An 18475-nucleotide genomic window follows, 5' to 3' on the forward strand; every position below is an offset into this window, starting at 1 on the left:
GGAGCGCCGGTGAGCCGGCAGGGCCGCGGCAGGCCCGCCCCCCGCAGGACGCCGCCGGCCCGCGCGGGCGGCCCGCGCCGCGGCACGCCGCCCCGCCGCCCCGCGCCCCGCCGGGAGCGCCCCGCCCCGCCGCCGCCCGAGCCGCAGTACGACGAGTGGCCCTACGAAGGCGAGCGGTACGAGGGCGAGCCGTACGGCGCCGAGCCGTACGGGGGCGTCCCGTACGAGGACCCGCGCTACGGGGACGGTCACGAGGCGGCCTCGCCCTCCGGGCCGCGCGGCGGGAAGCCGAAGAGGCCCGGCAAGGCCAAGAGGCCGCAGAAGGCCGCCAAGGCCAAGCAGGCGGGCGGAGCGAAGCGGGCCGGCAAGGCGAAGCAGGCGGGCAGGTCCGGCGGCCTCGGCCCGAGGCTGTACTTCGGCGCCGCGGCGGTCCTGGGCGCGTTCCTGCTGCTCGGCGCGGCGGGCGTGGTCCTGCTCCGCGGTGGGAACGGTCCGGCGCCCGAGCACGCGGCCGACGCGAAGATCGGGACGCCGGCGGGGAACGGTCCCTCGCCGGTCTCGTACTCCAGCTCTCCCTCGACGTCGGCGTACGGCGGCATCGCCTCCCGGAGCGCCGACCCCGGCCCGCTGACGATCGGGGAGGTGTTCCCCGCGGAGGCGGCGACGCTGTCCGTCCCCGGCGGCAAGGCGAAGGTGAGGCTGCGCGCCAAGCGGCTGGACGGCGACTGCGCCGCCGCCGTGTGGGGCGGTTCCGTGGGCGCCGAACTGGGCAGGGGCGGCTGCACGCAGGCGGCGCGGGGCATCTACTCCGACCCGCGGCACGGGTACGCGCTGGCCGTCGCGGTGTTCAACCTGAACGCCGCGGCCGACGCGGACCGGTTCGTCGAGAGGCTGGAGCACACGATCGGCGCCGGGTTCGTCCTGCCCCTGGAGGCCCCGAGACCCCTGGACGGCTTCGGCCGCGGCTTCGGCATGGCCCGGGGCCTCGCCATGGGCCACTTCGCCGTGGTCTCGTGGGCGCAGCGGCTGGACGGCAAGGGTGACGAGACCGACGAGACGCTGCTGTCGCTGCTGATCGAGGGCGGCAAGTCCCCGGCGGTGCTGGGCCGCGCCGCCCGCGCGTCCGACTGACCCGTCCCGCCGCACGGCCGGCCCGGCCCGCCGGCCCTTCCCGGCACCCGGTTGAGGGAATATTTCGGTAGGTCAGCGGCTTTAAGCGTAAACATCGTGCCTCGGTGATGATTTTCACCGGGCCCGGTGCCGTGCCCGGTCGGGGCCAGCCGCTAGCCTGGTCTAAACCAATTCGAGATGGCGCACCGGTGATGGCCGCGAAGAAGTTTCGCGATCTGGTGCAGTCGGGCATGATCCCGGCAGTGATGTAATGTCATCTCACCGCAGCAGGGCCAACGTCGTCCCACGACTGCACTGACATCGAAGCAGTGACACGAGACGACGGGAGGGTTGATGGCCTCGGCTGCCTTCACACCTGCTGCCCGCGTACAGGGCCGCCCCGATTCGCAGGGGCTGTACGACCCGGCCAACGAGCATGACGCCTGCGGCGTCGGCATGGTCGCCGACATGCACGGCCGCAAGAGCCACGACATCGTCGAGAAAGCCCTGACCGTCCTGAAGAACCTCGACCACCGGGGGGCGGTGGGCGCGGAGCCGGACGACGGCGACGGCGTCGGCATCCTCGTCCAGCTCCCGGACGCGTTCTTCCGGGAGGTCTGCGACTTCCCCCTCCCCGAGGCCGGCGGCTACGCGGCCGGCATCGGGTTCCTGCCCGCGGACGGCGAGGAGCGCGCCGCCGCGATCGCCTACGTGGAGACCCTCTGCGTGGAGGAGGGCCTGACGGTCCTCGGGTGGCGCGAGCTGCCGCACGACCCCGACTTCACCGGCCCGGCCGCGCGCCGCGTCATGCCGCACTTCACGCAGCTGTTCGTCGCCCCCGCGGCGGGCGGCCCGCATGCGGGCAAGACCGGCCTGGAGCTGGACCGCGTCGTGTTCTGCATGCGCGAGCGCGCCGAGCAGGACGTCCCGGTGTACTTCCCGAGCCTGTCCAGCCGGACGATCGTCTACAAGGGGATGCTGACCACCCCGCAGCTGGAGCCGTTCTTCCCCGACCTGTCGGACCGCCGCTTCACCAGCGCGATCGCCCTGGTCCACTCGCGGTTCTCGACTAACACGTTCCCCGCCTGGGAGCTGGCCCACCCGTACCGGTTCATCGCCCACAACGGCGAGATCAACACGGTGAAGGGCAACCGGAACTGGATGCGGGCCCGCGAGGCGCTGCTGAAGTCCGACCTGATCCCGGGCGAGCTGTCCCGGATCTACCCGGTGATCGACATCGAGGCGTCCGACACCGCCTCGTTCGACGAGTGCCTGGAGCTGCTGCACCTCGGCGGCCGGTCGCTGCCGCACGCGGTGCTGATGATGATCCCGGAGGCGTGGGAGAACCACGCCGAGATGGACGCCGGTCGCCGCGCGTTCTACGAGTTCCACTCCACCCTGATGGAGGCGTGGGACGGCCCCGCCAGCGTCAGCTTCACCGACGGGACCGTGGTCGGCGCCGTCCTGGACCGCAACGGGCTGCGCCCCGGCCGGTACTGGGTGACCGACGACGGCCTGGTCGTGCTGGCCAGCGAGGCCGGCGTACTCGACATCCCGGCGAGCAAGGTCGTCCGCAAGGGCCGGCTCCAGCCCGGCAAGATCTTCCTCGTGGACACCGCCGCCGGGCGGATCGTCGAGGACGACGAGGTCAAGGCCGAGCTGGCCGCCGAGCACCCGTACGGCGAGTGGCTGCACGAGGGCCTGGTCCGGTTCGAGGAGCTGCCGCAGCGCGAGCGGGAGATCCCGACCCACGAGACGCTGGTCAAGCGGCAGCAGACGTTCGGCTACACGCTCGAAGAGCAGCGGATCATCCTGTCGCCGATGGCGAAGAACGGCGCCGAGCCCATCGGGTCGATGGGCACCGACACCCCGATCGCCGTGCTGTCGGAGCGCCCGCGGCTGCTGTTCGACTACTTCAAGCAGCTGTTCGCGCAGGTCACGAACCCGCCGCTGGACGCGATCCGCGAGGAGCTCGTCACCTCGCTGCAGTCCACGCTCGGGCCGGAGGGCAACCTCCTGGAGCCCGGCCCGGACTCGTGCCGGCGGCTGGTGCTGCCGACCCCGATCCTGGACAACGACGAGCTGTCCAAGATCATCCACATCGACGACGAGGGGTCGCTGCCGCACCTGCAGGCCTACGTCGTGCAGGGCCTGTACGAGGTGTCCGGCGGGGGAGAGGCCCTGGAGGCCCGCCTGGAGGAGATCAACTCCGAGGTGAGCCGGGCCATCGGCGCCGGCGCCCGCATCATCGTCCTGTCGGACCGGGGCGCCGACTCGGCCCGCGCCGCGATCCCGTCGCTGCTGCTGACCGGGTCCGTCCACCACCACCTGATCCGGGAGAAGACCCGCACGCGGGTCGGCCTGGTGATCGAGACGGGCGAGGCCCGCGAGTGCCACCACATGGCGCTGCTCATCGGGTACGGCGCGTCCGCGATCAACCCGTACCTGGCGATCGAGACCGTCGAGGACCTCGTCCGCGGCGGCGTCATCGAGGGCCCGGCCCCGGGCGAGGCCGTCCGGAACCTGGTGAAGGCGTACGGCAAGGGCGTCCTGAAGGTCATGTCGAAGATGGGCGTGTCCACGGTCGCGTCCTACACCGGCGCGCAGATCTTCGAGGCGATCGGCCTCGGCGAGGACGTCGTGTCCCGCTGCTTCACCGGCACCACGTCCCGGCTCGGCGGCGTCGGCTTCGACGTGCTGGCCCGCGAGGTCGCGCAGCGGCACGCCCGCGCCTACCCGCCGGGCGGCAACGAGCTCGCGCACCGCACCCTGGAGGTCGGCGGCGAGTACCAGTGGCGCCGCGAGGGCGAGCCGCACCTGTTCAACCCGGACACGGTGTTCAAGCTCCAGCACGCGACCCGCACCCGCCGCTACGAGATCTTCAAGGAGTACACCTCCAAGGTCGACTCGCAGGCGGAGAAGCTCATGACCCTCCGCGGGCTGTTCAACCTGAAGGAGGGCGCCCGGCCGCCGGTGCCGATCGACGAGGTCGAGCCGGTGTCGGAGATCGTCAAGCGGTTCTCCACCGGCGCCATGTCGTACGGCTCCATCTCGGCCGAGGCGCACGAGACCCTCGCCATCGCGATGAACCGCCTCGGCGGCAAGTCCAACACCGGCGAGGGCGGCGAGGACCCGTCCCGCTTCACCCCGGACGAGAACGGCGACCTGCGGCGCAGCGCGATCAAGCAGGTCGCCTCCGGACGGTTCGGCGTGACCTCGGAGTACCTCACCAACTCCGACGACATCCAGATCAAGATGGCGCAGGGCGCCAAGCCCGGCGAGGGCGGCCAGCTGCCCGGCCACAAGGTGTACCCGTGGATCGCCAAGACCCGGCACTCCACGCCCGGCGTCGGCCTCATCTCGCCGCCGCCGCACCACGACATCTACTCGATCGAGGACCTGGCGCAGCTCATCCACGACCTGAAGAACGCCAACCCGGCGGCGCGCGTGCACGTCAAGCTCGTCGCCGAGGTCGGGGTCGGCACGGTCGCGGCCGGGGTGTCGAAGGCGCACGCCGATGTGGTGCTCATCTCCGGGCACGACGGCGGCACCGGCGCGTCCCCGCTGACGTCGCTGAAGCACGCCGGCGCGCCCTGGGAGCTCGGCCTCGCCGAGACGCAGCAGACGCTGCTGCTGAACGGGCTGCGCGACCGCATCGTCGTGCAGACCGACGGGCAGATGAAGACCGGCCGGGACGTCGTCGTCGCGGCGCTCCTCGGCGCCGAGGAGTACGGCTTCGCTACCGCGCCGCTGGTGGTGTCGGGCTGCATCATGATGCGGGTCTGCCACCTGGACACCTGCCCGGTCGGCGTCGCCACCCAGAACCCGGTGCTGCGGCAGCGGTTCTCCGGCAAGCCCGAGTTCGTGGTCAACTTCTTCGAGTTCGTCGCCGAGGAGGTCCGCGAGTACCTGGCGGCCCTCGGGTTCCGGTCGCTGGACGAGGCCATCGGGCACGTCGAGATGATCGACACGCGCGAGGCCGTCGAGCACTGGAAGGCGTCCGGGCTGGACCTGACCCCGATCCTGCACGCCCCCGAGGTGGCGGACGGCGCGTCGCTGCGCCGCACCGCCGAGCAGGACCACGGGCTGGAGAAGGCCCTCGACAACACGCTGATCCAGCTCGCCGAGGGCGCGATCGCCTACGGCGACGCGGTGCGGCTGGAGCTGCCGATCCGCAACGTCAACCGGACGGTCGGCACCATGCTCGGCCACGAGGTGACGAAGAAGTGGGGCGGCGCGGGCCTGCCCGACGGCACCGTCGACGTCACCTTCACCGGGTCGGCGGGCAACTCGTTCGGCGCGTTCGTGCCGCGCGGGGTCACGCTGCGGCTCGTCGGCGACGCCAACGACTACGTCGGCAAGGGCCTGTCGGGCGGGCGGCTGACGCTGCGTCCCCCGGCGGACGCCGCGTTCGCGGCCGAGCAGCAGATCATCGGCGGCAACGTCATCCTGTACGGCGCCACCTCGGGCGAGCTGTTCGCGCGCGGGGTCGTCGGCGAGCGGTTCTGCGTCCGCAACTCCGGCGCCACCGCCGTCGTCGAGGGCGTCGGCGACCACGCCTGCGAGTACATGACCGGCGGCCGCGCCGTCATCCTCGGCGGGACGGGACGCAACCTCGCGGCCGGCATGTCCGGCGGCATCGCCTACGTCCTGGACCTGGTGCCCGAGCGGGTCAACGGCGAGATGGTCGACCTGGAACCGCTCGACCTCGACGACGCCGCGTCCGTCCGCGGGCTCGTCGAGCGGCACCTGGCCGAGACCGGCTCGCAGGTCGCCCGGCTGCTGCTGGACGACTGGGACGCCGCCGCGGCCCGCTTCACCAAGATCATGCCGCGTGACTACCGACGCGTCCTGAACGCCATGGCGAAGGCCGAGGCCGAGGGACGCGACGTCGACGAGGCCGTCATGGCCGCCGCGCAGAGCTGAGAGGGGGACTGCCCACATGGCCGACCCGAAGGGTTTTCTGACCGTCCGGCGGGAGCTCCCGAAGCGCCGCCCGGTCGACGTCCGGATCAGGAGCTGGTCCGAGGTCTACGAGGACTTCGGCAAGGACCGGCTGGAGAAGCAGGCGAGCCGCTGCATGGACTGCGGCATCCCGTTCTGCCACCAGGGCTGCCCGCTCGGCAACCTGATCCCCGAGTGGAACGACCTCGTCTACCGCAAGGACTGGCACGAGGCGGTCGAGCGGCTGCACGCCACCAACAACTTCCCGGAGTTCACCGGGAGGCTGTGCCCCGCCCCGTGCGAGAGCGCCTGCGTCCTCGGCATCAACCAGGACCCGGTGACGATCAAGCGGGTCGAGGTCGAGATCATCGACCGGGCGTTCGCGGAGGGCTGGGTGCGGCCGCAGCCGCCCGCCGTGAAGACCGGCCGGACGGTCGCGGTCGTCGGCTCGGGGCCCGCGGGCCTCGCCGCCGCGCAGCAGCTCACCCGCGCCGGCCACGACGTCACCGTGTACGAGCGCGCCGACCGGATCGGCGGGCTGCTGCGCTACGGCATCCCCGAGTTCAAGATGGAGAAGCGGCACCTCGACCGGCGCCTCGCCCAGATGCGCGCCGAGGGCACCTCCTTCAAGACCTCGGTGAACGTCGGGGTCGACATCACCGCCGACGAGCTGCGCGAGCGCTACGACGCGGTCGTGCTCGCGGGCGGCGCCACCGCCTGGCGCGACCTGCCCGTCCCGGGCCGGGAGCTGAAGGGCGTCCACCAGGCGATGGAGTACCTGCCGCCGTCCAACAAGGTGCAGGAGGGCGACTACGACGAGTCGCCGATCTCGGCGAAGGGCAAGCACGTCGTCGTGATCGGCGGCGGCGACACCGGCGCCGACTGCGTCGGCACGGCGATCCGGCAGGGCGCCGCGTCCGTCACCCAGCTGGAGATCATGCCGCGGCCGCCGGAGACCCGGCCGGACGCCCAGCCGTGGCCGACGTACCCGATGCTGTTCAAGATGGAGAGCGCCCACGAGGAGCTCGCCGACCAGGGCGGCGACCGGGTCTACGCGGTGTCCACCACCGAGTTCGCCGGCGACGCGGACGGCAACGTCCGCGCGCTGAGGCTGGTGGAGGTCGGCGGCCCGGAGACCCGGTTCGCGCCGATCGCGGGCACCGAGCGGGAGATCCCCGCCGAGCTGGTCACCCTGGCGATGGGCTTCCTCGGCCCGCAGCGCGAGGGCCTGCTCGACCAGCTCGGCGTCGAGCTGGACCAGCGCGGCAACGTGGTCCGCGACGGCGACTACAAGACGTCCGTGGACGGCGTGTACGCCGCGGGCGACATGGGCCGCGGCCAGTCGCTGATCGTCTGGGCGATCGCCGAGGGCCGCGCCGCCGCGCACGGCGTCGACGCCCACCTCACCGGCCGCACCGACCTGCCCTACCCCATCCCGCCCACGGCGCGCCCGATCGCCTGACGCGGCACGCGGAAAGGCCCCGGAGGATCGTCCTCCGGGGCCTTTCCGCGTCGCGGCGCCGCCGGTCACCGGCCGGCCGGGCGGCGGAGCAGGGGGAGCAGCGCCACGGCCACCACGATGTGGATCACCGTCAGCGCGGCGCGGGTGGCGGCGGAGGCCTGCTCCAGGCCGATCGGCACGAACGACAGCACCAGCACGGCGGCGGCGAGCACGCTCCAGGCGGCCCGCGCGTGCCGGGTGAACCGCTCCAGCGCCGCCATCGTCCCCCAGCCGAGCAGCCCGAACAGCAGGGTGAAGACGGCGATCTCCGGAACGATCAGGTGGTGCGCCTCGGCCTTGCCGGGGTCGGTGAGCAGGAAGTCGGTCCCGGCGGCGGAGGCCGCCAGGTACAGGGCGGTGTTGGCGGCGACCGCCGCGCCCACGGCCGTCGCGCGCACCCGCCGGACGCTCCAGGTCCCGGCGGCGGCAACGGTGCTCGTCATCGTCGTGGCGGTCGTGGCGGTCGTGGCGGTCGTGATGGTCATCGCGGTGCTCCTTCGGTTCGTCCGGGCCGGCGGCCCTAGGGGACGTCCCCATCCTGCGCTCAGACAAGCCGAGTTGTCAAGACAAAAAAATTTGTCGGTGCTTCCGTGCGAGCATCGGGGCATGGAGAACACGGCGTCCACCCTGGACACGGGCACGCTGCGCCGGATGAGGGTCGCCCGGGACGCGATGGACCGCGAGTGGGCCGAACCCCTCGACGTGTCCGCCGTCGCCGCCCGCGCCGGCTACTCGCGCTACCACTTCGTCCGGCTGTTCCGCGAGGTCTACGGCGAGACCCCCGGCGCCTACCTCGCCCGCCGCCGCATCGAGCGCGCGCAGGACCTGCTGCGCACCGCCAACCTGACCGTCACCGAGATCTGCATGCTGGTCGGGTTCACGAGCCTCGGCACGTTCTGCACCCGCTTCAAGCGGCAGACCGGGATGACGCCCACCGAGTTCCGGCGCCGGGCCCGCGGCCCCGGCGCGTCCTCGATCCCCGGCTGCTTCGTGCTGCTCTGGGCCGGCGGCTTCCGCGCGGGCTAGCAACTTTGGAGAAGGCCGGCCCACCGGCCGCGCCCTAGCGTGGACCCGTCATCGCGGATCACGAAGGAGACAGCTGCATGATCACCAAACTGGGGCTCGCCACCGTCTGGGTGCTCGACCTCGACTCGGCCAAGGCGTTCTTCACCGAGAAGCTCGGCCTGGAGGCCCGGGACGACATGACGCTCGGCGAGGGCGGGATGCGCTGGATCACCGTCGGCGCCAAAGGCCAGCCCGACCTCAGCCTCACGCTCATGGTGCCCGGCCCGCCCACGATGGACCCGGACTCCGCCGCCCAGATGAGGGCGCTCATCGCCAAGGGCGTCCTCGGCGCCGGCGCCTTCAACACCGACGACTGCCAGTCCGAGTACGACCGGCTGTGCGCACTGGGCGTCGAGTTCGTCCACGAGCCGCAGAAGCGCCCCTACGGCATCGAGGCGGTCTTCCGGGACGACTCCGGCTGCTGGTACAGCCTCACCCAGCCGTTCGAGGAGCTCGACGAGACCGCGCCCTGGAACGACTGCGCGACCTGAGAAACGGGGTGCCCCGCCGGTTCGATGCGGCTACCATGCCGACACCCCCAAGATCGTCCCCGTGCGGGACAGGCACCCGGTGAGCCCCCCTGTGAAGACAACGCTCCGAGCCGTCGTGGCCCTCGCGCTGCTGGCCGGCTACTACCTGCTGACCCTCGCCGTGCTGGCCGTCGCCGCGCTGGCCTGCTACCTCATGGTCGTCCATCCCGGCCTGGCCACGATCAAGATCGGCGCGGCCATGCTGATCGTGTCGGTGCCCGTCCTCGGGGCGCTCGTCCGCACCGCGCGGCACCGGCCGGAGCCGCCCGGCGGGCTGCCCGCCGGGCGCGCCGACGAGCCCGCGCTGTGGGCGGCCGTCGACGAGCTGGCGGCGCGCGTCGGCACCCGCCCGCCGGACGAGCTCAAGTTCGTCCCCGACGTGAACGCGGCGGTGAGCGAGGAGACCCGCTGGTTCGGGCTCTCCGCCCGCCGCCGCCACATGATCATCGGGGTGCCGCTGCTGGAGACCCTCACCGTGTCCCAGCTGCGCGCCGTCCTCGGCCACGAACTCGGCCACTACGGCGGCCGCCACACCCGGCTGGGCGGCATCACCTACCGCGGCGCGATCGCCCTGGACCGGACGGTGGACGCGCTCGACGGCGACGGCGGCGCGCTCCTCGCCGTCCTGCGCAAGGTCTTCGACGGCTACGCGAAGATCTACTTCCGGGTGTCGCAGGCCGTGCGGCGCGCCCAGGAGATCGAGGCCGACCGGTTCATGGTCGAGATCTCCGGGCGGCGCGCCGCCGCGGCCGCGCTGGAGTCGGTCCGCGCGACCGCCGTCGCCTGGGGGTTCTTCCTGAACCGGCTGGCCCTGCCCGGCAGCCGCTACGGCCTCGCGCCCGCCGACCTGTTCGGCGGGTTCCGCGCGCTGCTCGCCGAGCCGAGCCGGCAGGAGGAGATTCGCACGACCCTCGCCAAGCCGGAGAAGCGCGACCCCTACGACTCGCACCCGACGCTCGCCGACCGGCTCACCGCCATCGCCGCCTGCCCCGAGCCGTCCGGGCTCGTCCCCGACGAGCGTCCCGCCACCGCCCTGCTCGCCGACCCGGCGGCCGTCCGGGAGCGGCTGCGGACCGCACTGTTCGGCGCGGACGCCACCGCCCTCGGCTGGGACGAGCTGGCCGCGCGGATCGAGAGCATGGGCGCCGCCGAGACCGGGCTGGACCTGCTCACCGCCGCCGAGCGCGTCACCGGCACGTCCCCCGCGAACCTCGGGACCGTCCTCGACGCCCTGGAGCAGGGGAAGGGCCCGGACCTGGGCAAGGAGGTCAGCGGCGGCACCTACCGGACGAAGAGGGAACGCGGGGAGCTGCTCGCCCGCCACGTGCGCGCCCTGGTCTCCTCGGCGCTGCAGGCGTCCGGCGGGGTCGCCGTGCGGTTCTCCTGGGCCGGCGACCCGGTGTCGCTGACCGGCCCGGACGGCGCCCCGGTCGACGTCGAGGCGGCCGTGCCGGCCGATCTGGGCCCCGGCCACGTCCCGGCCCTGCGCGCCTGGCTGGCGGACCGGGGCGCCGACCCGGCGCACCGCCCGGCCCCGCCCGCGCGCACCGGCGTCGACCTGATCGGCGTCCTGCACGGCGTGGAGGAGGACGGCGACTTCTACGACGCGCTCGTCCTCGACATCGGCATCCTGTTCGTCCGGATCTCCACGGCCGCCGCGATGCGCGGCGGCGTGTCCACCCTCCCGATCAGGGAGCGGATCCAGAAGCTGCTGGACGGCACGCCCCAAGAGCTCCTCGCCCGGGAGGGCAGCTGGCTCCTGGAACCCGAGCGCATCCTCAAGGCCACCCTCTGGACGAAGAAGGACCAGTGGGCCGTGCGCTTCCTCGTCACCTGGACGGACGAGGAGGGCCGCACCCAGGAGAGCCACATCCGCGTCGGGGGCAAGCCGCCGTGCACCGACCTCGCCGAGACGCGGCGCGTCCTCAGGGAGCTCGTCGGCTCCCGGCTGGAATGGTCGACGGAGAAGGTGTGACCGCTCACTCCTCCTTCAGGGCGGCCCCCAGCTCGCGGACGACGTCCACGAGGCGCTCCACGTCGGCCTCGGTCGTCCGCCAGTTGAGCGGCGCCGGGCGGAACACCGTCATGCCCCGGTAGGTGCTCGTGCCCGCGTAGACGCGGCCGTCGGCGAGCAGCGCCTCGCCGAGGCGCTCGTTCAGCTCGTCGAGCCGCCCCGCGGGTACGCCCTCCGGGCGGTACCGGAAGCACACGACGCACAGCTGAACCGGTGCGAGCAGCTCCAGGTCCGGCGCCTCCTCGCGCACGCCAGGCCCGCCACGTGCGCGAGCGTCGCGCTGGGCGTCAGCACGCCCCCGAACGACGCGGGCAGCCCGAACAGCTCCTTCAGCCAGCGCAGCACGACCGTCTCCGCCCGCGCCGCCAGCGGCGACGTGAGCCACAGCCCGGCCGCCTGGTCCAGCAGCGACGCCGTCCAGTCGCCCGCCATCGCCGCCGGCGTCGACCCGCCCACCACGAAGTGGAAGAACTGGGGACCGGACGAGTGCGTCGCCGCCGCCGTCCCGATCCGGACCAGCCGCTCGACCGCGGCCACCGCGCCCTCCCCGGCGGCGGGCAGCGGACCGTCCAGCTCGTCCAGGAGCGCGTCCTTCGCCCCGTCGTGGACGAGGCGCTCGCGCAGGCCGTCCAGATAGGGCCCCGCCTCCCGCGCCACCACCGCGAGCGGCTCGCCGGCCTTGTCGCGTTCGTCAAGCGGATCGCTCATGGCGCACAGCAGATCACAGCCGGAGCCCGCTGGGAACCGCCCGGCCGCGGCCCCCCTTGTGGTCTTGGGGCCGGTCGGCTACCGTCCCGCCAGGGTTCGCCCACGGCGCCCGGACGGCACGGTCCCGGCACGCCGCGGCGGCCGCCCGCTCCCGCACCCCGCAAGGCGGGACATCAGGGGCCCGGCCACCCACCGCTGGGGTGGCCGGGCCCACCCGCGCCCCGCCGGACGGCCGTTTCCTACAAGACCCGCCGGACGCGGCCGCCGTAACGTCGGCCGCATGAACGTCCTGAACCCGTCCGACCTTGCCCGCGCCGCGGAGTTCATGCGGCTCAACGCCCGCCTCATCGACCGGCGCCGGTTCGCGCTCCACTTCCTCGGCGGACCCGCCGCGCCCGTCGTCGCCGCACTCCGGGCCTACGAGAACCCGGACGGCGGCTACGGCCACGCACTCGAACCCGACCTGCGCGGGGAGGGCAGCCAGCCCGTCCCGGCCCAGCACGCCCTGCAGTTCCTGCACGAGGCGGGCGCGGACGACGATCCCGCCGTCGGCCGCGTGGGCGACTACCTCGCGTCCATCAGCCGGGACGACGGGGGAGTGCCGTTCGTGCTGCCCAGCGTCCGCGGCACCCCGCACGGCCCGTGGTGGCGGACGCCCGACGACCCTCCCGGGAGCATCAACCCCACCGCCACCCTCGCCGGAATGCTCCACCGGGCCCGCTCCGGCCATCCCTGGCTCGGCCCCGCCGACGCCTTCTGCTGGCGCTACCTGGAGGGCCTCGACACGGAACCCGGCGCGTACGACGTCCTCGCCGTGCTGACGTTCCTCGACCACGTTCCCGACCGCGAGCGCGCCGAGGCCGCCTTCGCCGGCGTCCGGGACGTCCTCTCCGCCGGCGCCGGAAGCGACCACCAGGACGTGCTCGACTTCGCGCCCGCCCCGGGCGGATACGGGCACCGCCTCTTCGGCGCCGGGATGATCGAGGCGCGGCTCGACGCCCTCGCCGACGCGCAGGACGACGACGGCGGCTGGGACATCGCGTTCCCCAGCTGGACCCCGGTCACGCGTCCCGAATGGCGCGGCTTCGTCACCGTCGAGCGGCTGCTGACACTCCGCGCCTACGGCCGGCTCAAGCCCTGACTCTCACAGCAGGTTCCGGACGGGCTCGCCCGCCAGGTCCCGCACCTCGTGCGCGAAATGGGCCTGGTCGGCGTAGCCCGCCGCGTACGCCGCGCCCGCCTGCGTCTCGCCCGCCCGCACCATGGCCAGCGCCCGCTGGAAGCGCAGCACCCGCTGCAGCGTCTTCGGCCCGTACCCGAACGCCGCGAGCGAACGCCGCCGCAGCTGGCGCTCGCCGATGCCCAGGCCGCCCGCCGCGTCCCGCACCGACTCCCGCTCCAGCGCCGCCACCAGCGCCGGGACCAGCGGGTCCGGCGGGCCCATGCGCTCCCGCACCGCCGCGACCAGGGCCGCGCGCCGGTCGCCCGCCGCGGCCACGGCCTCCGCCAGCCGGCCGGCCTCCGCGCCCCACAGGTCCCGCAGGGGGACGCGCCCGTCCCGGACCGCGTCCGCCGGGACGCCCAGCACCGGCGGCGCCGTCCCCGGCCGGAACCGCACCGCCACCACCGCGTCGCCCGGCCGCATCACCGCCGGGATCGGCCCGGTGTCCGGGCCCGCGACCAGGATGCCGGCCTCAGACCAGATCAGGTCGACGCAGCCGTCCGGCACGACGCGCTGGACGAACGGCTCGGCGCCGCGCGGCAGCGCCGCCGTCCACACGCACGCCAGCCCCGCAGCCCGGTACTCGCGGTACGCCCGCCGGGCGGAGCCCGTCATCGGATCGGTGGCGGGCGGGGGCCGGCGGACGGTCGGGCTCACCCCTCCTGCATACCATCCGGCCATCCGGGCAAGGGCCTTGAAAGCCAACCAAACTAGGAGAAGTCATGACGAACGATCTTCAAGGCCGGAGCATCGCCTTCCTGTGCGCCCCGGAGGGCACCGAGCAGGTCGAGCTCACCGAGCCGTGGACGGCCGTCGAGCAGGCCGGCGGGAACCCGCGCCTGGTGTCCACGCAGTCGGGCCGCCTCCAGGCGTTCGACCACCTGGACAGGGCCGACACCTTCCCCGTCGACACCACGGTCGACGTCTCGGACCACACCGAGTTCGCCGGGCTCGTCCTGCCGGGCGGCGTCGCCAACCCGGACTTCCTGCGCACCGACCCGAACGCGGTCGCGTTCGCCCGGTCCTTCTTCGAGGCGGGCAAGCCCGTCGCGGTCATCTGCCACGGGCCGTGGACGCTCGTGGAGGCGGACGTCGTCCGGGGCCGCACGATGACGTCCTGGCCGAGCCTCCAGACCGATCTGCGCAATGCGGGCGCCACATGGGTGGACGAGGAGGTAAAGGTATGCGAGGCCGGGCCCAACGTGCTCGTCAGCAGCCGCAGGCCCGACGACCTCAAGGCGTTCTGCCGGGCCGCCGTCGAGGCGTTCGCGCGCTGACCGGCCGGATGTGGTCCGCGGATGTGGTCTAGACCTCTGACCTAGACCAATCGGTGAACCGCGGGCGACCATATCCTGCGCGAATATCCGTACCAACAAGTAACTAAGTACGGTTGTGCACGTGACCCGTCGAGCGAAGATTGTCAGCACCATCGGTCCCGCCTGCTCCAGCACCGAGCAGATCAACGCCCTCGTCGACGCCGGCATCGACGTCGCCCGGCTCAACATGAGCCATGGCGAACACGCCGTCCACGAGGAGGTCTACCACCGGATCAGGGCGGCCGCCGACGCCACCGGGCGCGGCGTCGGCATCCTCGCGGACCTGCAGGGTCCCAAGATCCGCATCGGGCGCTTCCCCGACGGGCCCGTACGGCTCACGCTCGGCGACGAGTTCACCATCACCACCGACGACGTCCCCGGCACCCGGCGCGAGGTGTCCACCACCTACCAGGGGCTGCCGGGCGACGTCGGCCCCGGCGACACCGTCCTCATCGACGACGGCCGCGTGGCCCTCAAGGTCACCGGTGTCGACGGCACCCGCGTGCGGACCACGGTCACCGTCGGCGGCATGATCTCCGACAACAAGGGCCTCAACCTGCCCGGCGTCCCGGTCAGCGTCCCCGCCCTCACCGAGAAGGACGAGCGCGACCTCCGCTGGGCCCTGCGCCTCGGCGTCGACCTCGTCGCCCTGTCCTTCGTGCGGACCCCCGCCGACGCCGACATCTGCTACCAGATCATGGAGGAGGAGGGCGTCCGCGTCCCCCTCATCGGCAAGATCGAGAAGCCGCAGGCCGTCGAGCGGCTCCCCGAGATCGTCGCCGCCTTCGACGGCATCATGGTCGCCCGCGGCGACCTCGGCGTCGAGCTCCCCCTCGAACAGGTCCCGATCGTCCAGAAGCGCGCCATCGAGCTCTGCCGCGAGAAGGCCCGCCCGGTCATCGTCGCCACCCAGATGCTCGAGTCGATGATCTCCGCCCCGCGCCCGACCCGCGCCGAGACCTCCGACGTCGCCAACGCCGTCTTCGAGGGCGCCGACGCGGTGATGCTGTCGGGCGAGACGAGCGTCGGCCAGTACCCGATCGAGTCGGTCCTGACGATGAGCCGCATCGTGCAGACCGCCGAGCAGGCCGTGCTGCACGCCACCCACACCCTCGAACGCATCCCGGAGACGGTCGGCGGCGCCATCGCCCGCGCCGCCGCCGAGGTCGGCGCCATCGTCGGCGCCGAGGCGCTCGCCGCGTTCACGATGTCCGGCGAGACCGCCCGGCGGCTGTCGCGCTACCGCTCGCCCATCCCGCTGGTCGCCTTCACGTCCGTCCCCGCCGTCCGGGGCCGCCTCGCGCACGTGTGGGGCGTCGAGACCTTCATCGTCCCGCAGGTCGACCACACCGACGCCATGTTCGGCCAGGTGGAGCAGGCCCTCCTCGAACTCGGCCGCTGCCAGAAGGGCGACAAGGTCGTCGTCGTGGCCGGCTCTCCGCCCGGGACGCCCGGCTCCACGAACGCCCTCCGCGTCCACACGCTGGGCGACGCCATAGCCATCCCGCACTGAGCCACTCACCCCGCCGGGCACCGCGCGACACGCACCCCGCGCGGTGCCCGGCCCTTGTCGTCCGGCCCCGCGTCGACCGGCCCTTTGGCGCGCGGCGCCGTCATTGCCCACCGCGCAGGTATCACCGCCCGGTCTCATTTGCACGTCGCTCCGGAAAAGCGGTCAACCCGTCACGGGGGGAGCGGGGGTTCGCGTCCGGGCGCGTGCCGTCCGCGCGGGCGAGCGGACTAGAGCGGCCGACGGTTCGGTGAGAGGTGCCCCGAGTGGGATTCGAACCCACACTTGATGGTGTTTGAGACCATTTCCTCTGCCGTTGGGATATCGGGGCTCAAGTCCAGATAAACCGGACATCTTGGCCGTGCGGCGCATGGCCGCCGCCGGAGGGGCGGTCGGGACCAGGGTAGCGGGTTTCGGTAGGCTCGTGCGCGTGGAGAGCGCGCGGCGAGTTGTGATCGCGGAAGACGAGGCCCTGATCCGGCTGGACCTGAAGGAGATGCTTCAGGAGGACGGCTACGAGGTCGTCGGAGAGGCGGGGGACGGCGAGACCGCCGTGCGGCTGGCCGGTGAGCTGAAGCCCGATCTGGTGATCCTGGACGTCAAGATGCCGGTCCTGGACGGGATCTCCGCGGCCGAGCGGATCTCCGCCGACAGGATCGCGCCGGTCGTGATCCTCACGGCGTTCTCCCAGCGCGAGCTCGTCCAGCGGGCGACGGAGGCCGGGGCGATGGCCTACCTCGTCAAGCCGTTCTCCAAGACCGACCTCACCCCCGCGATCGAGATGGCGGTGAGCCGGTACACCGAGCTGCGGGCGCTTGAGGCGGAGGTCGCCGGGCTGCAGGAGCGGCTGGAGACCCGCAAGGTGGTGGACCGCGCGAAGGGTCTGCTGCAGCAGGCGCACGGCTGGTCCGAGCCCGAGGCCTTCCGCTGGATCCAGAAGACCTCGATGGACCGCCGCCTCACGATGCGGGCCGTCGCCGAGGCCGTGGTCGCGGGCGCGTCCGGCGGCCGGGACGAGCCGGCCGCCGGCTGAGGGCGCCGGCGCCGCCTCCGGACGCGTTGTGACGCGTTCGTCAAGGTCCGACCAGCGGAACAGACCCGGCCCAGTGTCGTCACTCTCCGTAATCATCCCAGGCAATGCCGGGTGTCGGATGGGCACAGGGGAGTAACGAACGAGTAACCCTTCGATCGGGGGGGCCTGTTCTGAGGTGGGTCGACGGTGTACGACATAGCTGATCCCCGACTGACCGTTTTCCTTGTCCCAAGGTTCGGCGTCGGGGCATGTCTCGTACCCGATCCCCTCCCGGATCCGGATGGAAAGGTTGGGCACCTTGCGGCGCAACAAGATGAGGATCACCGGCGCGGTGGCGGTGAGCGCGGCGCTCGCGCTCAGCGCCGTGGCATGTGGTGGCGACGATAGCGATTCCGGTGGCAGCGGCAACGAGGTCACGATCGGGTTCATGGGCGACCTGACCGGTGAGAACTCGGGCCTGGTGATCCCGCCCAAGCAGGGCGCGCAGCTGGCGATCGAGCAGTACAACGCCACGAACCCCAAGGTCAAGATCAAGCTCAAGACCTATGACAGCCAGGGCAAGCCGGAGCAGGCGACGTCGCTGGCGCTCGGCGCGGTCAAGAACGACAAGATCGCCGGCCTGGTCGGCCCGGCGTTCTCGGGCGAGTCGCAGAGCGTCGGCCCGATCCTGGAAGAGGCCAAGATCCCGAGCGTGTCGCCGTCGGCGACGAACATCACGCTGGGCGAGAAGAGCTGGAAGTTCTGGCACCGCGTGGTGGCCGACGACGCGGCGCAGAGCTCCGGCGTGGCCGAGTTCGTGATGAACTCGGGCGCCAAGAAGGTCTTCCTGGTCTCCGACAACCAGGACTACGGCAAGGGCCTCGCGGACGCCATCGAGAAGGCCGTGAAGGCCAAGGGCGCGCAGACCCAGAACGACGCGGTCGACGACAAGGGCACCGACTACTCCTCGACGGTCAACAAGATCAACGAGTTCAAGCCCGACTTCGTCTACTTCGGCGGCTACTACGCGGTCGCGGGCCGGCTGTTCAAGCAGCTGCGCGAGGGCGGCTACAAGGGCAAGATGATGTCCGGCGACGGCTCGCTGGCCACCGGCCTGATCGAGGGCACCGGCCAGAAGAACGCCCAGGGCACGCTGATCAGCTGCGGCTGCCTCATCGACCCGACCGGCAAGACCAACCCGAAGGCCAAGAAGTTCGCCGACGACTACAAGGCGAAGTTCGGCTCGGACGTCGCGATCTACTCGACCGAGGGCTTCGACGCGGCCACCGCGTTCATCGAGGCGGTCAAGGCCGGCAAGACCAAGCCCGAGGACATCAACGAGTACCTCAAGTCCATCGACGTCCAGGGCGTGGGCAAGCAGATCAAGTTCGCCGACAACGGCGAGCTCGCCACCGAGGACATCTACGTCTACGAGGTGAAGGACAACCAGCTTCCGCTGCTCGGCAAGAGCGGCGAGGCGAAGGTCTCCTAGGCGTCACAAGCGCCCCTGCCGAGACCCCCTGATGGCGCGGGAGCGGGAGCG

The 18475-nt window shown here is 72.5% G+C and carries 15 protein-coding genes and 1 tRNA gene; 11 read left to right on the forward strand and 5 right to left on the reverse strand.

What is annotated here, in order from left to right:
• The 3 genes from SM611_RS28615 to SM611_RS28625 form a co-directional block, all read left to right on the forward strand.
• On the forward strand, nucleotides 1-1131 hold a 1131-nt coding region (locus tag SM611_RS28615; protein WP_371953383.1), incomplete at its 5' end, for a hypothetical protein.
• Between the two features lie 333 nt (nucleotides 1132-1464).
• A complete protein-coding gene (gene gltB / locus SM611_RS28620) occupies nucleotides 1465-6036 on the forward strand; it encodes a glutamate synthase large subunit (protein ID WP_371953384.1) in 4572 nt (1523 codons plus the stop codon).
• Nucleotides 6037-6052: 16 nt separating this feature from the next.
• On the forward strand, nucleotides 6053-7516 hold the full coding sequence (locus SM611_RS28625; RefSeq protein ID WP_371953385.1) for a glutamate synthase subunit beta: 1464 nt from the start codon (nucleotides 6053-6055) through the stop codon (nucleotides 7514-7516).
• Between the two features lie 65 nt (nucleotides 7517-7581).
• Here the strand turns inward: SM611_RS28625 and SM611_RS28630 are convergent, their stop codons facing one another.
• Entirely contained in the window at nucleotides 7582-8040 is a 459-nt protein-coding gene (locus SM611_RS28630) for a DUF6069 family protein (RefSeq protein ID WP_371953387.1), read from the reverse strand.
• Between the two features lie 121 nt (nucleotides 8041-8161).
• Between SM611_RS28630 and SM611_RS28635 the strand changes: the two genes are divergently transcribed.
• From SM611_RS28635 to SM611_RS28645, 3 genes are all read left to right on the forward strand, one after another.
• Nucleotides 8162-8581: a helix-turn-helix transcriptional regulator gene (locus SM611_RS28635; protein WP_371953389.1), complete on the forward strand. Its 420-nt coding sequence runs from the start codon at nucleotides 8162-8164 to the stop codon at nucleotides 8579-8581.
• Nucleotides 8582-8658: 77 nt separating this feature from the next.
• Nucleotides 8659-9111 (forward strand): VOC family protein, encoded by a 453-nt coding sequence (locus SM611_RS28640; RefSeq protein WP_371953391.1) that lies wholly within the window; start codon nucleotides 8659-8661, stop codon nucleotides 9109-9111.
• 91 nt (nucleotides 9112-9202) lie between these two features.
• Nucleotides 9203-11125, forward strand: coding sequence for a M48 family metalloprotease (locus SM611_RS28645; protein ID WP_371953393.1), 1923 nt, complete (start codon nucleotides 9203-9205; stop codon nucleotides 11123-11125).
• A 4-nt stretch (nucleotides 11126-11129) separates the two neighbouring features.
• On the opposite strand, the gene SM611_RS28650 is transcribed toward SM611_RS28645, so the two are convergent.
• Complete coding sequence (locus SM611_RS28650) at nucleotides 11130-11360, reverse strand: hypothetical protein (protein ID WP_371953395.1); 231 nt, start codon at nucleotides 11358-11360, stop codon at nucleotides 11130-11132.
• The gene (locus tag SM611_RS28655) at nucleotides 11306-11872 is read right to left on the reverse strand and encodes a pyridoxal-dependent decarboxylase (RefSeq protein WP_371953397.1); all 567 of its coding nucleotides are present in this window, start codon (nucleotides 11870-11872) and stop codon (nucleotides 11306-11308) included. The genes SM611_RS28650 and SM611_RS28655 overlap by 55 nt, the downstream gene beginning before the upstream one ends.
• Nucleotides 11873-12152: 280 nt before the next feature.
• Here SM611_RS28655 and SM611_RS28660 point away from each other — a divergent pair, with 280 nt between their 5' ends.
• Nucleotides 12153-13013 carry a hypothetical protein gene (locus tag SM611_RS28660; RefSeq protein WP_371953399.1) on the forward strand — a complete coding sequence of 287 codons (861 nt, stop codon included), beginning with the start codon at nucleotides 12153-12155 and terminating at the stop codon, nucleotides 13011-13013.
• 3 nt (nucleotides 13014-13016) lie between these two features.
• Here SM611_RS28660 and SM611_RS28665 read toward each other — a convergent pair whose 3' ends face one another.
• Nucleotides 13017-13751: a DUF6597 domain-containing transcriptional factor gene (locus SM611_RS28665; RefSeq protein WP_371953401.1), complete on the reverse strand. Its 735-nt coding sequence runs from the start codon at nucleotides 13749-13751 to the stop codon at nucleotides 13017-13019.
• A 65-nt stretch (nucleotides 13752-13816) separates the two neighbouring features.
• Between SM611_RS28665 and SM611_RS28670 the strand changes: the two genes are divergently transcribed.
• A complete protein-coding gene (locus SM611_RS28670) occupies nucleotides 13817-14371 on the forward strand; it encodes a type 1 glutamine amidotransferase domain-containing protein (RefSeq protein ID WP_371953402.1) in 555 nt (184 codons plus the stop codon).
• A 121-nt stretch (nucleotides 14372-14492) separates the two neighbouring features.
• The gene (gene pyk / locus SM611_RS28675) at nucleotides 14493-15923 is read left to right on the forward strand and encodes a pyruvate kinase (RefSeq protein ID WP_371953403.1); all 1431 of its coding nucleotides are present in this window, start codon (nucleotides 14493-14495) and stop codon (nucleotides 15921-15923) included.
• A 255-nt stretch (nucleotides 15924-16178) separates the two neighbouring features.
• Here pyk and SM611_RS28680 read toward each other — a convergent pair.
• Nucleotides 16179-16251: transfer RNA gene (locus tag SM611_RS28680), tRNA-Leu, on the reverse strand.
• A gap of 120 nt (nucleotides 16252-16371) precedes the next feature.
• Between SM611_RS28680 and SM611_RS28685 the strand changes: the two genes are divergently transcribed.
• Together SM611_RS28685 and SM611_RS28690 are read left to right on the forward strand one after the other, a co-directional pair.
• Complete coding sequence (locus tag SM611_RS28685; protein ID WP_371953557.1) at nucleotides 16372-16953, forward strand: ANTAR domain-containing response regulator; 582 nt, start codon at nucleotides 16372-16374, stop codon at nucleotides 16951-16953.
• Nucleotides 16954-17251: 298 nt separating this feature from the next.
• On the forward strand, nucleotides 17252-18424 hold the full coding sequence (locus SM611_RS28690) for a branched-chain amino acid ABC transporter substrate-binding protein (RefSeq protein ID WP_371953404.1): 1173 nt from the start codon (nucleotides 17252-17254) through the stop codon (nucleotides 18422-18424).
• The last annotated feature ends 51 nt before the right edge of the window (nucleotides 18425-18475 follow it).

It is taken from the genome of Actinomadura monticuli, from assembly GCF_041463655.1.
GTDB lineage: Bacteria > Actinomycetota > Actinomycetes > Streptosporangiales > Streptosporangiaceae > Spirillospora > Spirillospora monticuli.